Annotated in this window: 15 protein-coding genes; 7 read left to right on the forward strand and 8 right to left on the reverse strand. The window is 64.2% G+C overall.

From position 1 onward, the window contains the following. Position 1: 1 nt before the first annotated feature. From ASD86_RS15145 to hemA, 6 genes are read right to left on the reverse strand one after another with little or no spacing between them, the layout of a single operon-like run. Positions 2 to 1240, reverse strand: a complete 1239-nt coding sequence (locus tag ASD86_RS15145; protein ID WP_056112013.1) for an MFS transporter — start codon at positions 1238 to 1240, stop codon at positions 2 to 4. Further along, positions 1240 to 3189: a phenylacetate--CoA ligase family protein gene (locus tag ASD86_RS15150; RefSeq protein ID WP_056112014.1), complete on the reverse strand. Its 1950-nt coding sequence runs from the start codon at positions 3187 to 3189 to the stop codon at positions 1240 to 1242. The genes ASD86_RS15145 and ASD86_RS15150 overlap by 1 nt, the downstream gene beginning before the upstream one ends. After that, complete coding sequence (locus ASD86_RS15155) at positions 3186 to 4373, reverse strand: ATP-grasp domain-containing protein (RefSeq protein WP_056112018.1); 1188 nt, start codon at positions 4371 to 4373, stop codon at positions 3186 to 3188. The genes ASD86_RS15150 and ASD86_RS15155 overlap by 4 nt, the downstream gene beginning before the upstream one ends. Continuing rightward, positions 4370 to 5341 carry a 3-oxoacyl-[acyl-carrier-protein] synthase III C-terminal domain-containing protein gene (locus ASD86_RS15160; RefSeq protein WP_056112812.1) on the reverse strand — a complete coding sequence of 324 codons (972 nt, stop codon included), beginning with the start codon at positions 5339 to 5341 and terminating at the stop codon, positions 4370 to 4372. The genes ASD86_RS15155 and ASD86_RS15160 overlap by 4 nt, the downstream gene beginning before the upstream one ends. 16 nt (positions 5342 to 5357) lie before the next feature. Further along, on the reverse strand, positions 5358 to 6197 hold the full coding sequence (locus tag ASD86_RS15165) for a TauD/TfdA family dioxygenase (protein WP_082578371.1): 840 nt from the start codon (positions 6195 to 6197) through the stop codon (positions 5358 to 5360). 25 nt (positions 6198 to 6222) lie between these two features. Continuing rightward, positions 6223 to 7446, reverse strand: coding sequence for a 5-aminolevulinate synthase (gene hemA / locus ASD86_RS15170; protein WP_056112024.1), 1224 nt, complete (start codon positions 7444 to 7446; stop codon positions 6223 to 6225). A gap of 1069 nt (positions 7447 to 8515) precedes the next feature. Between hemA and ASD86_RS15175 the strand changes: the two genes are divergently transcribed. From ASD86_RS15175 to ASD86_RS26830, 3 genes are all read left to right on the forward strand, one after another. After that, positions 8516 to 9937 carry a hypothetical protein gene (locus ASD86_RS15175; RefSeq protein WP_157476666.1) on the forward strand — a complete coding sequence of 474 codons (1422 nt, stop codon included), beginning with the start codon at positions 8516 to 8518 and terminating at the stop codon, positions 9935 to 9937. 81 nt (positions 9938 to 10018) lie between these two features. After that, positions 10019 to 10660: a hypothetical protein gene (locus tag ASD86_RS15180; RefSeq protein WP_157476668.1), complete on the forward strand. Its 642-nt coding sequence runs from the start codon at positions 10019 to 10021 to the stop codon at positions 10658 to 10660. 75 nt (positions 10661 to 10735) lie between these two features. After that, positions 10736 to 10915: a hypothetical protein gene (locus ASD86_RS26830; protein WP_157476670.1), complete on the forward strand. Its 180-nt coding sequence runs from the start codon at positions 10736 to 10738 to the stop codon at positions 10913 to 10915. A 63-nt stretch (positions 10916 to 10978) separates the two neighbouring features. Here the strand turns inward: ASD86_RS26830 and ASD86_RS15185 are convergent, their stop codons facing one another. Next, entirely contained in the window at positions 10979 to 11455 is a 477-nt protein-coding gene (locus ASD86_RS15185) for a hypothetical protein (protein WP_056112031.1), read from the reverse strand. A gap of 658 nt (positions 11456 to 12113) precedes the next feature. Then, positions 12114 to 12362 (reverse strand): hypothetical protein, encoded by a 249-nt coding sequence (locus tag ASD86_RS15190; RefSeq protein WP_157476672.1) that lies wholly within the window; start codon positions 12360 to 12362, stop codon positions 12114 to 12116. 385 nt (positions 12363 to 12747) lie between these two features. Between ASD86_RS15190 and ASD86_RS15195 the strand changes: the two genes are divergently transcribed. The 4 genes from ASD86_RS15195 (at position 12748) to ASD86_RS15210 (ending at position 14703) form a co-directional block, all read left to right on the forward strand. Next, positions 12748 to 13203 (forward strand): hypothetical protein, encoded by a 456-nt coding sequence (locus ASD86_RS15195; RefSeq protein WP_056112036.1) that lies wholly within the window; start codon positions 12748 to 12750, stop codon positions 13201 to 13203. Between the two features lie 129 nt (positions 13204 to 13332). After that, the gene (locus ASD86_RS15200; protein WP_056112039.1) at positions 13333 to 13722 is read left to right on the forward strand and encodes a hypothetical protein; all 390 of its coding nucleotides are present in this window, start codon (positions 13333 to 13335) and stop codon (positions 13720 to 13722) included. Between the two features lie 144 nt (positions 13723 to 13866). Continuing rightward, the gene (locus tag ASD86_RS15205; RefSeq protein WP_157476673.1) at positions 13867 to 14295 is read left to right on the forward strand and encodes a hypothetical protein; all 429 of its coding nucleotides are present in this window, start codon (positions 13867 to 13869) and stop codon (positions 14293 to 14295) included. A gap of 198 nt (positions 14296 to 14493) precedes the next feature. After that, the gene (locus ASD86_RS15210; RefSeq protein ID WP_157476675.1) at positions 14494 to 14703 is read left to right on the forward strand and encodes a hypothetical protein; all 210 of its coding nucleotides are present in this window, start codon (positions 14494 to 14496) and stop codon (positions 14701 to 14703) included. Positions 14704 to 14781: the final 78 nt, after the last annotated feature.

The following is a 14781-nucleotide window of genomic DNA, read 5'->3' on the forward strand; positions in this document are numbered from 1 at the left end:
GTCATGACTGGCTCGCGGCCAGGATCGTGCGCTGACGGGGGCGAAATCCGATCGCGATCCACACGCTGGCCAGCGCGAACGCCGCCATGGTCGCGCCGACACACAAGAACGCACTATCGAGCGACACCCGCGCGGCGTGGCCCAGCCACGGCATCAGCGCGATGGTGCCGATACCGATCGCCAGCAACCGCAGCGAGGCCATCTTCGCCTTGTCGCCGGCATTCGCGTGTTGCTGCAGCGTGGTCAGCAGCCAGGTCAGGCTGTTGAGATTGGCGAAGCCGCCGACGAAGAACGCGAGAAAGTGCGTGGCCGGATCGCGGCTGAGCGCCAGCAGCAGCGCCGTGCCGGCCTGGACCAGCAGCCACAGCGGCAGCAGCGATTGCCGCACGGTGTGGCGGGTCAGGGTGGAGGCCACCAGCATGCCGATGCCGAAGGTCGCTTCCAGCGCGGCGATGTACCAGCTTTGTCCGCCGTAGGAGCGATGCACCAGCGGTACCACCAGGGTGCTCAGGCCATTGGCGAAGAAGAAATCCGCCGCGCACAGCGCGACCATGCCCAGCACCACGGTTTCGTTGCGGTACTGGGCGAGCATCTGCCGCCAGTCGCGCAATGCGTTGGGCAGCAGCGAACGCAACCGGCTGCCGGCCAATAGCGCGCGGTTGGCGTCGGATGCGTCCAGGCGGATCGACGCCATCACCGCCGCCGCCACGCAGGCCATCGCCACGTCGACCAGCAGCGCCCGCGCTGGCGGCGCCACGCTCAGGATCGCTCCGAGCAAGGCCATGCCGGTCAATGCGCCGCCCTGGATGGCCGCGCCGAGCAAGCCGTTGACCCGCACCCGCAACGCATCGTCGATATGCCGCGCGGAAAACTTGAACAAGGCCGCGCGCTGCATGTTGTCGAACACCGCCAGGGCCAGCGCCGCCGCGCCGATCGTCGGCACCGAGGCCGGCGTGCCGGCGATGTCGGCCAGCACGATCGCCAGCACCGTCGCGGCGCGGGCCAGGCCGCAACCCACATAGACCCGCCGGGAATCGAGCGCGTCGACCAGCGGCCCGCAGAACGGCAGCACGCAGACCGCGCCGATGCCCTGCAAGGTCAGCACGATCGCGAACGCCTGCGCGCTGCCGGTCAGCGCGAACAGCATCTGCCCCAGCGCGAGCACGTACACGCCCATGCCGATGCTCGATAGCAGGATCGAGAGAAGCAGCGCGCGGGCCGGGCGGTTGCGCCAGAGCATCAGCCCAGCCTGCGGTCGATGACGGTCTTGACCTTGCCGCTGACCGCGTCGCGGCGCAGCGCGCCTTCGGGGTGGCATTCGACCACCAGCCCGAACACGCTGTCGCCGAAACCGAGCAGGGTGCGCAGCTGATGGAACTGCGCGATCAGATGCGCGCGGACCTGATCGGGGTCGAGCGTGCGCGCCGATTCGATCCGCGCGATCAAGGCCTCGCGGCCGTCGCGCTGGTCGATCTCGACCTGCAGTTGCGACACCTCGAAGGTCTCCAGCGCGTCGTGCAGTTCGCGGTGGCGCACGGTCGAGCCGAGGAACTTGATGATGCCGTCGGATCGCCCGAGGTATTCCATGACCCGGCCCGACAACCCGCAGGCGCAGTCGCGATGGAACAGCCGGCCGATGTCGCCGATGCGGTAACGCACCAGCGGCGCTTCGAACTTCTGCAGGCTGGTGATCAGCAAGTGGCCGACTTCGCCGTCGGGCAGGGCGTTGCCGTCGTCGTCGACCACTTCGAGCAGGTTGTAGTCGTCGCAGATGTGATGCAGCGTGCCGCCCATGTGCGGGCACTGGAAGCCGAGCTGGGCGCCGTCGTTGGCGGCGAGCACGCTCGCCACCACGCTCGTGTCCAGATGCTCGCGCAGCCAAGCCTTGTCGGACTCGGCCATCGGCGTGCCGCCGTACAGCACCTTCTCGATGCGCAGCTCCGGGTCCTGCGCCTTGGCCTTGCGCAGCAGCGGCATCAGCAGGGTCGGCAGGCCGATCACGATGTTGGCGCGGAACCGGTGATGCAGCATCAACAGGTCGTCGACGGTGCAGGCCTGGGTGGTGGTGTAGCACTCCACCGCCATCTGCGAGAACTCGCAACTGCTGGTGATCGAACCGCCGTACAGACTGCCGGCGAACAAAGTGTTGATCACCCGGTCGCCCTTGCGCAGGCCCAGCACGGACCACAGCGGAATCGCCTCGCGCACCATGTTCGCCCAGTCGCTGCGCGAGTACACGATGTAGCGCGGATCGCCCGAAGTGGCGCCGCTGCGCAACACCTCGCCGCTCGGCGGCGCGTCGCTGTACAGGTTGCGGTTGAGCGGCAGCGTATTGGCGTCGAGTTGTCGCTTTTCCAGGATCGGCAGTTGCGCCAGTTCGGCCACGCCATGGATCTGCGGCAGATCGCGGTAGTACGGCGTGCGCCGGGCCTGGCCGATCAGATAGCGCAGCTTGGCGTCGAGGCGCCCGCTGCCGTGCGCGTCGTCGGCTTCGCGCGCATCGGCCAGGCGGGTGCCGGCGAGGTACTCGCGACGGATCAGCGCCCGCGTCCACGACGCGCGTGCATCCAGCGCCGCGACCGAGCGCAGGAAACCGGCGGCGTCCTCGCGCACCGGCACGCCCAGCCGGATCGGCAGATTGCCGGCGTCGTCGAGGTTGTCGCCGTAGAGATCGGGTTCGTTCCAGATCGCCGCGCCCGACGCCGAGACCGGCACGAGGTCGGGCACGTGGATCGCCGGATGTTCGGTCTGCGCGCGCTCGTCGAGCACCGACGCATCCGGCAACGGAAAGCCGTAGTCGCGCAGGATCGTGGTCAGGCCCTGCCAGAACGTATCGCGGCGCGAGCGGATCAGCACGTGGTTGCCCGCGGCCCAGGCGAACAGCAGCCCGCGCAAGGTGTTGGCGACGCGATGATCGTCGATCACGACCGTGCCCACCGGCGACAACAGATCGACGTCGTTGCTGTCGATCAACGGCTGCCACGGGTATTGGCTCAGCCCGCCGAACCACAGGTCGAGCGCCTCGGTCAGTTCGGCGCTGGCGAACAGACCGCCGATCGAACTGAGGTCATGCACGCGCAGCAAGCGCGCGAGTGGCGAGTCCGGGTCGGCGAGCGCGCGTTCGGCGCGCTGGACCGCGAGCAGCAAATCGGTGGGGTAATGGCGTGGCGAGGGGAAAGGGCGGTTCACTGCGGCGCTCCGGCCTGAATCGAAATGGATTGGGCGCACTCGTGCAGGAAATGCCCCAGCGCTTGCGAATCGTGATGCGAGGCCTCGACGAACACCGGCGCCAGCCATTCCTGATAGGTGATCTGATCGGGCAGCGGCTGTTCCGGCGCCAGCTGATGCAGGCGATCGACGCAGGTGTGTTCGCGCAGCGGCGCCGGCACGTCGATGCGATGGCCGCTTTCGCGCGGCAGATGATGGCCAGGGAACACCAGCCAGCCGTGATAACGGCCCGAGCGCGGCAATGCCGGCGGGCGTTCCAGGCCGAGGCGGATGGCGATCTCGTGCGACGGCAGATGCAGGCCGCTATGGCGCTGATGCGCATCGACCACCCCGGCGCCGCCCATGCGATTGGCGACTTCCAGGAACACCAGCTCGCCGTCGCCCGTCTCGAACATCTCCAGATGCAGGCAGCCTTCGCGGATGTCCAACTGGGTGATCACCTGCTGGGCGAACGCGCGATAACGCGGCTCGTCCGGCAACTGGTACGAACCCAACGGTACACCGTAGGCGAAGTCGACCGGCTTGTTGACGTAACGGCTGACCACCAGATCGACCAACACACCGTCGTGGATCAGCCCGTCGGCATGCAGCAGCTCGCCTTCAATGTATTCCTCGAGTTGATAGTCCACGCGCTGCGCGAGCTCGCGCCAGGCCGCGACCGCGTCCGCCGCGCTGGCATGCACGCTGACGCCTTCGCTGGATGCGCCTTGCCGCGGCTTGACCACGGTCTTGCCCGACCAGGGCAGCTGCGCGGCCTCGTCGGGCGCGGAAACGAACCGCGGATAGCGCAGGCCCGAGTCGGCCAGCGCCTGCTTCATCCGGACCTTGTCGCGCACCCGCTCGATCTGCGCCAGCGAGGCGCCGCTGAGCCCGAGGTGTTCGCGCACGTGCCAGGATTCGATCATGCCGAATTCCGACAGCGACAGCAGCCGCTCGAAACCGTCCTCGCGCGAGGTGCGCGCCACGATGCCGGCGACCAAGTCCTCGCCCTGATCCAGCACAAGGCGGGTGCAGCGCAAATCGGCAGGCAGATCGGCCATGCGCGCCGGCTGACCGATGTAGGTCACCTCGTGGCGTTGGTGATCGATGCCCAAGCGGTAATGGATTTTCCGATACGGCACCTGATGAATGATCAGGATCTTCATTGTCGGCACTCCAGCGCGGTGATGCCCCAGCTGAACCCCATGGCGCTGGTGGCGAGCAGGACCCGATCGCCGCGCGCGAGGCGGCGCGCGTCGACCAGATCGCGCAGCGCGATCAAGGTGTCGGCCGAACCCATGTGCGCGAGGCGGTGGTAGTTGAATACGCTCTTCTCGCGCGGCAGTCCGATCGCCGCCAGCACGCGTTCGTGCATGCTCTTGTCGCCGTGGTTGATCAGCAGATAAGCGAAGTCGTCGATCGTCAGGTCCAGCGTGTTCAAGGTGTCGTCGAGCAAGCCGACGAAGTTGTCGACATAAGCTGTCGCCAGACCTTCGCGATGTTCGCCGCGACGGATCACGATGCGCCCGTCGCGGCGTTCGCCGAAGTAATAGTCCGACCAGCTCGGATCGGTGCGCATCGCCGAATGCAGCAAGGCGAAGCTGCAGCGCTCGCCGCCGCCCAGCAGCATGGCGCCGCCGGCGTCGCCGAAATTGAACAGCGCCTTGGCCTGCGGATCGGCGTAGTCGACCATGCGGCTGAGCCGGTCGCCGAGCAGCACCAGCGCGTAGCTGTCGCGATCGCGTCGGTCGAGCGCCATCCGGTCGAGCGCGATCTGCGCCGCGGCCATGCCGGCGTTGCAGAAGTTGCCGACCTCGAAGCAATGCGCCCGCTCGATGCCCAGTTCGTGCGCGACCTTGGCCGCCGGCGACCAGAACGGCGTCTCCCATTCGCCGGCCCCGGCGTAGATCACCTGCGCGATCGCCGCCGGGTCCACGCCGCTGCGGCGCATCACCGCGCGCGCCGCGTCCAGCGCCAGTTCCCAGGAGTGTTCGTCGTCGCCGAGCACCGGAAAACTATCGCAGTGGGTGATCTGCAGAATATCGTCCACCGGCACGCCGCAAGCGGCGTGCATGCTCGACACCTCGGCGCGGGCGCTGGGGAAACTCAGGTCGAAGTCGACGATTCCGTTCATCGGGCGGGTCATGGCGTCAGTGCAGTTCGATGCTGATTCGATGCACGGTGCGATCCACGCCGGGCTCGACGTCGGTGACCGCGTGCAGCGTGGTCTGGGTCTTCCACGCGACCAGATCGTTGTTGCTCCACTCGTGGGTGTAGACCCGCTGCGGCGCCTGGATCAGTTCGTCGATCAGGGCGAAGAACGCCGCGTTGTCGTTGGCGTCCAGGCCGATCACCGAGTCCAGATACTCCGGCGCGCCGTACAGGTACTTGCGGCCGGTGTCGGGATCGATCTTGACCAGATCGTGTTCGACCTTCGGATGCTTGGTCTCGATCCAGGCCTTGAACTCCGCCACCGACAGGCCGACGTGTTCGGCCTGGATGCGCAGCCGCTTGGACACCGTGTGCAGCGCCTTGCGTCCGTCGATCCGCGCCTTCCATTCCTCGGGCAGGCGGTCGTAGACATCGGCCGCGTTGGCGAACAAGGTGTGCCCGCTGTCGCTGGGCACCTTGATCCCGTGCAGCAGGGTGTACGGCGCCGGATTGGCCACGAAGGACGAATCCTGATGCCAGAAATTGCCGACCCGGGCGATGCCGATCGGCTTGTTGTCGCGTACCTCGTTGGAGGAAATCATGATCTCCTCGAACTCGGGATGACGGTATTTGTCCAGCACGAACGGGATCGGCCGGCCCAGCCGCGCGGCCAGTTCGAGCTGCTGCTGCGGGGTCAGCGCGATGCTGCGCACCACCACCAGCTCGCGCTGATGCAGTTGCTCGACGAACTGGTTCCACAGCTCGGGCTGCTGGAAGTCTTCGTAGGTCACACCGGTGAATTCGGCACCGATGAAGGGGGTGATCTGGTTCAAAGCCACGGTCGTTCTCCTTGCGATCGGTGGGTTATTCCTGCTCGAGGCACAGCTGCAGCGTGCTCACGAAGGCTTCGATCTGTTCCGGCGTGCGGAACGGGGCGATGGTGACGCGGAAGCGTTCGGTGCCCTTGGGCACGGACGGATAGGTCACCGGCGCGACGTAGATTCCGAACTCGTCGAGCAGGCGCCGCGACACCCGATGCACGCGTTCGCCGCCGGGCACGATCACCGGCACGATGTGGGTGCCGCCGTCGAGGAAGCGCAGCCCGGCCTTGCGCAGCGCGTTCTTCAGCCGGATCACGTTGTCCATCACCGCGCGGCGCAGGTCGTCGCCGCGCTGCACGATGTCCAGGCCGGTCAGCGTCGCGTCGAGCACCGCCTGCGGCATGGTCGAGCTGAAGATGAAACCCGGCGCATGCGAGCGCACGTAATCGATCGCGCTGTCGGGGCCGGCGACATAGCCGCCCAGCGTGCCCAGTGCCTTGCTGAAAACGCCTTGGACGAAGGTCGCGCGGTGATCGTTGAGCTCCTCGGCCAGGCCCGCGCCGGTCGGGCCCATCAGGCCGATCGCGTGGGTTTCGTCGAGGAAGGTCAGCGCGCCGTGCTTTTCGGCCAGATCGAAGAACGCGCCGAGCGGCGCCACGTCGCCGTCCATCGAATACACCGACTCGAACACGATCAGCTTCGGCCGCTCGCGATCGTACCCGGCGAGCATGCGGTCGAGCGCCTCGTAATCGTTGTGTGGAAACACATGCTTGGTGCAGCCGGTGCGGGCGATGCCCTCGATCAATGAGCGATGGTTGTTGCGGTCCGAGAACACGACCATGTCGGGGATGGCCGCGATCAGCGTGCTCAAGGTTTCGAAGTTGGCGGCGTAACCGCTGGAGAACACCAGCGCGCGGCCCTTGCCGTGCCATGCGGCGATGCGCTTTTCCAGTTCGGCGTGCGAGACGCTGGTGCCGCCGATGTTGCGCGAGCCGCCGCTGCTGGTGCCGTGCAGTTGGGTCGACTCGATCTGGGCCTTGATCAGGTCGGGATGCTGGCCGAGCCCGAAGTAATCGTTGCCGCTCCACACCTGCACGACCCGGCCGCCGTGCGCGGTGTGGCCGGGGTGTTCGCTGATGTGCGAGAACTCGTAGAACGTGCGGTACAGGCCGTTTTCACGCAGATCGTCGAGCTTCTTCTGCAACGGTGCGAACAGCGCCGTCGCGACGTCGAACGTCTTCAACGGAGTTTCAAATACGGCTTCCATGGCGTGCGATCTCCCGGTCGAGCGGCCACTGCGGTGCCGCCGACTTCATGAGTACGAAGTGGGTCTGTGGGGATGGGGCGGGGGAGCGCGCTCCGAACCTTGCGGCTCAGGCGCGGTGCTGCGCGTTGGTCGCGGTCAACACCGAAGGCGGTGCGGCGCGGTCGGTTCGAGGGATTTCGATCTTGCGGACATAACGTTCCTTGTCATGGCTCGGTCATGCTGAGTCTGTCCTTTGCCTTTGCGAATACTGCCAGTTGCGCAGCGGCGTGAAAGTTACTTCGCGCTATTTTCATATGCCACCGAATAATTCGGGAACTGTGACGGCATATCGATCATTCGTCGTAGACAAAAAATAGTTGTGCATCGGTTGTGCTTACGAACGGTATCGCGCTCACTCAATCGCGATCTCTTGCATGAATAACCATCTTTTTCCTGGAGATTTGCGCGGAAGCGTTCATGGTCTTGATGCGAGTGAGAGATCGGTCGGGTGGTTGCATGGGTGAAACACGATGGCGTCGACGCGACCGATACGCGTGCGCTACGCGAGACGGATGCGTATGCGTATGCGGCAAAACATCGAAAGACATCGAATGAAAAATGCGCCGGTCGTTGCGTCTTGGCGACCATCGCCATCGCCGTCGTAGCGAATGCATGCAAGGCGATGGCCGGGCGTTGCGGCATTGGATGATTGCGCATCCGCATCTCATCGGATGAGTCGCCCGATCCGTGTCGCGGGACAACATCGAAACCGCGATGGCATCGATGACCAACTGCGTGCGCTCGCCTCGCCGGCAAGATCCGCTTATCGACGCGGGCTGGTGTCTTGGATTGCGCATACGGCGGTCATCCTTTCGCAACACCGCCGACGCAAATCCGACCCGATACGCAACGCCGCGCCGACCGAGCTGGGCCGCCGCGCCGTGCCGTCGTCGATTCGCGTCGACCCGCCGCGTGGCCACTGCATGGATCGAAACCTGCGCTACGTCACGGTTGTCCCGCGCCGTGGCCCCTGGCCGCGCCCGACCGCGTTAGCAGTTGGAACATCAGGTGGTGAAACAGGGGAGTGGACATGAAGACAGCACTGACCGTGGCTGGAATGCTCGTGTGCGTCGTGGCCGCCGCCGCGCCGCTGGACGTCACCAAGCCCGCCGATCAAGGCGCCGAGCTGCAGCGCAAGCTACTGGCCACGCCCAACCCCGCGCCCTCGCGCTTTCCGAGCTTCGACCCGCACTACCCGCCGCCGCCGGGGACGCCGGATGTATTCCAGCTCAGCCAGGACTACCCGAAGACCTTCAAGCAAGAAACCTTTCCGTGGATGGCGATCGACTTCAAGGCCTTCCCGACCGAGTACATGGGCGCGGTGCTGAGCTACTGCCTGGAAGGCAATGTCGACGTCGATTTCAAGGTGCAGGACAACAAGGTGCGCAAGTGGTACCACGCGCCGTGGCTGCACGACGACGGCGATCAATTCGGCGCCGGCCGCGAGTACCACCACGGCATGACCCGCGAGCGCAAGGCGCGCCCGTTCGAACTGCATCGCAGTCAGAGCGCGCCCGGGCAGAACTGGGCAGTCGGCTTCTATAACGACCGCGGCGGCACCGCGCTGGGCAAAGTCTGGCGTACCGCCAGCGGCTACCCCGATCCGTACGCCTCGACCTTCCCCGAGAACAGCGTCGCCTGCAAATTGCTGTTCACCGACGCCAGCGTCGAACAGATCCCGTACCTCGTCGGCAGCAAGACCTGGACCGCCAACATCTACCCCGACACCGCGTACAACAAACCGCGCGTCGACAAACCCATGCGCCTGCTGCAACTGGACGTGGCGGTCAAGGACCCGCGCGTGGCCGACACCACCGGCTGGATCTACGGCACCTTCGTCTACGACGGCGGCGGCGCCGGCAAGACCGTGTGGGACCGCATGGTGCCGGTCGGCCTGAGCTGGGGCGACGACCGCCAGGACCGCACCGACGCCAACCGCGACGGCGTGTTCGTCAACACCTCGCTGACCCAGGCCCGCATCACGTCTTCATTGGTCGAACAAACCGGCTGGGACTACGGCAACCGCGCCTACGTCCGCCACCATGGCCTCGGCGGCCGCGTCAACGGCCCGATCGACAGCCCGGTGTCCTCGTGCATCTCCTGCCACGGCCGCGCCGGCACCTACGTCGGCACCACCATCGGCCCCAAGAGCGGCCAACCGATGGCGATGGCGTACTTCGCCGCGAGCAAACCCAGCGATTTCCCGCTGAGCCAGTTCGACGAATTCTTCAAACCGATCCCCGGCGGCGCCCACATCGAAGTGCAGAACAACGAACGCTTCGTGACCACCGATTACTCGCTGCAACTCACCGGCGGCATCCGCAACTTCTATCAAAACCTGCGCAGCCAACCGGTCATGAAGACCTTGCATGCGCGCGGGGTGTCGGCGATGGCGGCGAAGGAGCTGCAGGCGGAAGAGCCGTTGCCGAAGGTAGCGCGCGATGCGGATTGAGGCGGGCGATGCAACAAAGCTGAGAACTGCGGCCGACTATGACGGTATCCGTAGTGCGAGCACGGACGTGTCGGAGCGGATATGGAATCCAATCGCGGTATATCGACAGCGGTAACCTGCGGACTGTGTATCGCCTCGGCGCTTGCGGGTGCCGGGGCCTATGCGATCGCGTCCGGAAAGACGGGGAGTGCTTACAAAATACTTTGGAGTGCCGAAGCGGCCGGATGGGCTTCCGCGTTGGGAGCGTTGTTTGCGGCGATTGTCGCGTTGAAGCTGGGCCTGGACGCCATGCGGCAACAGGCGGCGAGTCAAGCGCTCAAGCGCAAAGCCGCAGCCGCGATCTTCATGCGATCGCTGACCGTCGCGATCAACTGGATCAGAACGGTTGACGAGATGGAAGCCAGATGGGCCATCCGCGGCGTGACAGCGGCGGATGTCGACTCGGCGATTCGGGAGTTCGATGCAATGGCCGATCTGATACCCGTGGAATTGGCGCCGTTGTCGCTGGAATTGGATGAGGTCGCCGTAAAGCAACTGGCCCTGGCGGATTTGGCTGTGCGCGAAGCGCGCAAGGGCATGCCCCGTAGTCAAGCCGCGCCGCAAGCGCGGTGGGACGAAGTGCTTGATTACCAGCGTGAGATCAAGACGCATGTCTACGCGGCTGGCGAGCGGGTGCACAAGGAATGTTATGGGCGCGATGCTCCTGTTTCCTGGATGCCATGAACACCGGGCAGGGCGCGCGCATATCTGTACACTGCACTTCGGGTTTTCTTGTTGTCGGCGCTACCTGAGGTGACTGTGGCTATCGTTGATCTGAATGCAGAAGAGTTGGTAATGATTCGCGAGGCGTTGCACTACTCAAAGCGCGCCAAGCGCGACGGCCCCGCGCCGAAAAGCCTGACCGAACAATCCATTCGCACGATAGACAGTGCGCTGGCCAAGTTGGCGGACGCGAAAGAGCAACCGCACCAACAGTAAATCGGCGCATGAAAAAAGCCCCGCTTGGCGGGGCTTTTTTAGTTCGCAGATCGCAAACGAGCCTTACGATGCGCTCGGCGCCGAAGGCTGCACTTCCGGCCGCGCCCGATTGAACCGGGCCGACAAGGTCTTGCGCAGGCCTTCCAGCCCTTCGCCCTTGCCGGAAATCTTCAAGAACGCATAGCCCTCCAGCGCATTGCTCATCAGGTCGCTGCCCAGCGCCATGTGGGTGTCGTTGGCGCGCTCGAACAAGCGCGTCAACCGCACCAGCCGCGGCCGCAGCGCATCGAACGCGGCCAGGTCGCGACGCATCGCCTCCAGGTCGAAATTGCGCGGCAGGATGTTCGGGTTCTGCTGCATCACGTCCACCGCCTGCCGGCAGAACGACTCCGACTTCTCGCCCATCTTGGTCAACTGCCGGCGCTGGTCCACGTTCAAGCCGATCAACGGCGCCAACTGCGCTTCCAACTGCGTGAGCGCCGCATCCACGGCGTCCAGCGCCTCGGCGGACAGATTCAAATCGATCAGGTTCTGACTCATCTTCGTTCCTTGATAGTCCATGTCAGTACGCCGGCCGACACGGCCGACGCGCGCAGCCTAGACCGCCGTCCGCGCGCCGAAACCCGGCCCGCGCCCGCCCGCGAGCCCGCATTCACGCCTCCGAAAGCTTGCGCACACCGCATGCACCCTTGCGTGCGCAGCGCCGATGCCGGCGCGCAAGCCTCCAAGCATCGCGCGCAAGCCTTCGCGCCCGGTCGCAAGGCTCCCAGGCTTGCGATCGCAGACCTCGACGCTCCGACCGCAAGGCTCGCGATCCCAAACGCAAGGTGCAACGCCCCGCGCGCAAGCCTCCAAGCCCGCGCGCAAGCCTCGGACCCTTGCGATGGCAAGCCTTTGCTCTCCACTCGCAAGGTTCCGAGCCTTGCGGCCGGCCCTCAAAGCCTTGCGCACCCCGCCGCGAACCTTGCGCCCGCAACCGCCGACGCGGCGCCTGCGATCCCGGCCCGCAACCCCCGCCTATCGCGTGCCGCGAATGCAGCCATCAGGCACACGCCTGCGCCGCAGCATCCCAAACCCGAAACTTTTTCGGCCGACGCCCGGCCCGGACGCCGGACAACCGCAGCGCCACGCCCCAAACGCCGCCATTTGCGCGGCACGACCGCCGCCCCAACGACGACGGCCGAGCTTGCGAGGGCCGCTAAGCCGGCCGCACCGATTCCAGGCTGCAGTCGACCTGATCCGCCCAGGTCCGGAACACTGACGCCAGCGCACGATGCCGCGATTGCTCGTGCGGACGGGTGGAGGGGCAGGGGGACGTAGCCGGATCGAGCGTGCGGGCCGCGCTCAGCAACTGATCCTGAAACTCCCGCAACTCAAAAAACGCATTCAGCGGCAGCGACACACTGAAACTGTCCAGATCGCCGGCGGACGAAGCCTTCGGGGGCATAGGGCACTCCTTCTTCCTAGGACACAACACCAGGGCCCGCGCTGCGCTAAGTCGCAGGCGGGAAGTCGGGAGGCTCAAAACCGTACAGAGACGGCGGGCTTATTCCCCTTGCGGGTGTTGTATTCGCCGCCCTCCCGACGCAGGAACGCGCCGAGCTTGTGCCCGAACAGCAGACACAAAAAACCCACCGGATATTTCGGAGGTGGGAACCGCTCTGTAAGGAGTTTTGAGTCTCCGGGAGCAAGCATCCGACTATCAGATATGCTAGTCAAGTATCCCGGTAGAGTTGATTTTCAAGGAATGGCGATGCAGTTCGAACTCGCTCGCACGCGTGGCTCAACGCGTCCATTCGTTTTGACGATGAACCATTTGATGCAGGCCCGGCATGGGTAACGGTTTCTCCAACCTCATTTGGGAGTGGGACTACCACACCGACACGCGCGAACTTCTTGCGCTCTACGCGCTCGGCGACGCGCTTGTATCTCTCTCACTGCAGGCCGATCAGCAAGCGGCCGAGATACCCGATTGCGCTTACTGTGACTTGACTCTGGATTTTGGTGCTGCGTATCAAAAATTTCTGGAGCTTATCGCCGGTCATGCGCGACCTGAGCTTCTGCTGGCGTTGCGTGGCATCTCAGACACTTTAGATGAGTTGACTCCCGACGAGAGTCAATGCTTCACGAGCGAAATTTTCCAGCTTGAAAATTGGAGAATAGTACGTGAGCGCTCGGTGGCCGCGCTTGAGGCCATAGAATGGCCGGAACTGTCTAGTAATCGCCATTTTCTGGAGACACTTCAAAAAATAGGTTGGAGTGAGGGGTCTGACAAGGACGTGTTCTAGAAGTAAGAACACGGTGAAAAGTGCAGCTTATGAAGAATTTACTTATGCGAGCGATGGTGGAGTCGGTCGGCAGGAGTTGCCGCATGATTCCGTAATCCTAGGCCGCCACACACAAAATGATACGACGAGATGGCATTCACGCATTACAAAACGCTGGCACTCATCGCGTTCGCGCTGATCGTTGCCTCTGACATGGCAGCAGCCAAGAAATGCGTGCTTCCTGTTGCGGATGGCGGTGACGTCCAACCCTCTGCGGCGTCGTTGATCGGCAAGATCGTCCGCGCAGATCCGGGGCAGGTGATGCTCAAAGTCGATGGCAAGTCCAAGCCCGTTCGAATCATGGTCGCTCCGGATACGGAACTTTTCACGGTGTACGGCGGTGGCATCGATGCCGAGGACCTCGCGCCGGGACAGCACGTCATGGTTTGGTTCGAGGGCTGCGTGCTCCCAAAGCACGCAGAGCCCAGGGCTGCCGTCCTGCAGGTATGCTCGCTCGCCGCAGAGCCTTGCCCCACCTAGGCCGTGAAGCAGGGCCGCTCTCCAGTCAGGCCAACAGGAATCTGAAGTAATCTCGCTGCGGGATTCATCGCCCAACATGCGGCTCTCGGCCCGGCGGGTGTGGCCGTGCCTCAGCCACTCGGCTTACTTACGAAAGAACTCCCAATGCCAGTGATCGAAGATTGCGAACATCTCTGGAACGGTACGGAACCCGGCTGGGTGGTGTTGCGCACGGTGGAAGACCGCGTGCATCTGGTGGCGAACTTCGAAGCGGGAGCGGATGTGCGAGACCTCAAGGCCCTGCGGGCGATCCTGCCATCCCTCGCCGCTGCGCCAGCGGCCACGGTTTTTGCCCTAAAGGGTGTACGCGAGTTCGACCTGGGTGAGCACGAGTCGATGGAAGCGCATCGCCTCAAGACGCTATGCGCCACTCATGGTGTATCGGTGACGTCGCGGGGCTGGCGCGAGGTCAGCCATGGATTGTTCAATGAGTCCACCCAGGTGTATTGGCTTATCGAAGATTCCGCGACCTGCGAAGCCGTGGCGCTCAAGGCGATAGCGCGCGGCGTACCCGTTCGCGAAATCCAATATTAGTTCGGCGCAATCATGGGCGGCGTAAGTTCGATCGTAAGGGCGCATTCAAGGCGAATCTATTCGCCATTGACTTGATTCGAATGTCAGGCAGCTAAATGAACTTGCAACGTTACGGACTTGTGCTGGATATACCGGGTTGATCTTGACTTGCCATTTCACTTCTCAAGACTTCAAGGGCTGGTAGGCAGGGCCGACTACGTGAGTGACGTCGTCAAACGTGCTGAGGCGATCTACGAACGATCGGAAATCATCGAGCAGATGCGGCTTTCCAGCGATCCGGCACTGCATGCGCTTGCTAAGGCGTTGCTCGACTACCGGCACGGAAAAATTGAGCGTGGTCAGTCAGTGTATCTGGATCTGCTGCGTCAGCTTCATCGAAAAATCCTGCCGTTGTTCGCAGATGCCTGACAACTTCACAGTCCTGAGATGGACCAGATTGAATCTAAGCCAGCTTTTTTAGCAAGCTCTGTCCTTGGGATTACGGCT

Source organism: Lysobacter sp. Root690, from assembly GCF_001427785.1.
Taxonomy (GTDB): Bacteria; Pseudomonadota; Gammaproteobacteria; order Xanthomonadales; family Xanthomonadaceae; genus Lysobacter.

Bases quoted from the DNA above. Each gene is read 5' to 3' on its own strand.
- ASD86_RS15160 (WP_056112812.1), bottom strand. From the start codon at position 5,341: ATGAACGGAATCGTCGACTTCGACCTGAGTTTCCCCAGCGCCCGCGCC.
- ASD86_RS15205 (WP_157476673.1), top strand. From the start codon at position 13,867: ATGCCAGTGATCGAAGATTGCGAACATCTCTGGAACGGTACGGAACCC.
- ASD86_RS15190 (WP_157476672.1), bottom strand. From the start codon at position 12,362: ATGCCCCCGAAGGCTTCGTCCGCCGGCGATCTGGACAGTTTCAGTGTG.
- ASD86_RS15180 (WP_157476668.1), top strand. From the start codon at position 10,019: ATGGAATCCAATCGCGGTATATCGACAGCGGTAACCTGCGGACTGTGT.
- ASD86_RS15155 (WP_056112018.1), bottom strand. From the start codon at position 4,373: ATGAAGATCCTGATCATTCATCAGGTGCCGTATCGGAAAATCCATTAC.
- ASD86_RS15185 (WP_056112031.1), bottom strand. From the start codon at position 11,455: ATGAGTCAGAACCTGATCGATTTGAATCTGTCCGCCGAGGCGCTGGAC.
- ASD86_RS15175 (WP_157476666.1), top strand. From the start codon at position 8,516: ATGAAGACAGCACTGACCGTGGCTGGAATGCTCGTGTGCGTCGTGGCC.
- ASD86_RS15195 (WP_056112036.1), top strand. From the start codon at position 12,748: ATGGGTAACGGTTTCTCCAACCTCATTTGGGAGTGGGACTACCACACC.
- hemA (WP_056112024.1), bottom strand. From the start codon at position 7,446: ATGGAAGCCGTATTTGAAACTCCGTTGAAGACGTTCGACGTCGCGACG.
- ASD86_RS15200 (WP_056112039.1), top strand. From the start codon at position 13,333: ATGGCATTCACGCATTACAAAACGCTGGCACTCATCGCGTTCGCGCTG.
- ASD86_RS15145 (WP_056112013.1), bottom strand. From the start codon at position 1,240: ATGCTCTGGCGCAACCGCCCGGCCCGCGCGCTGCTTCTCTCGATCCTG.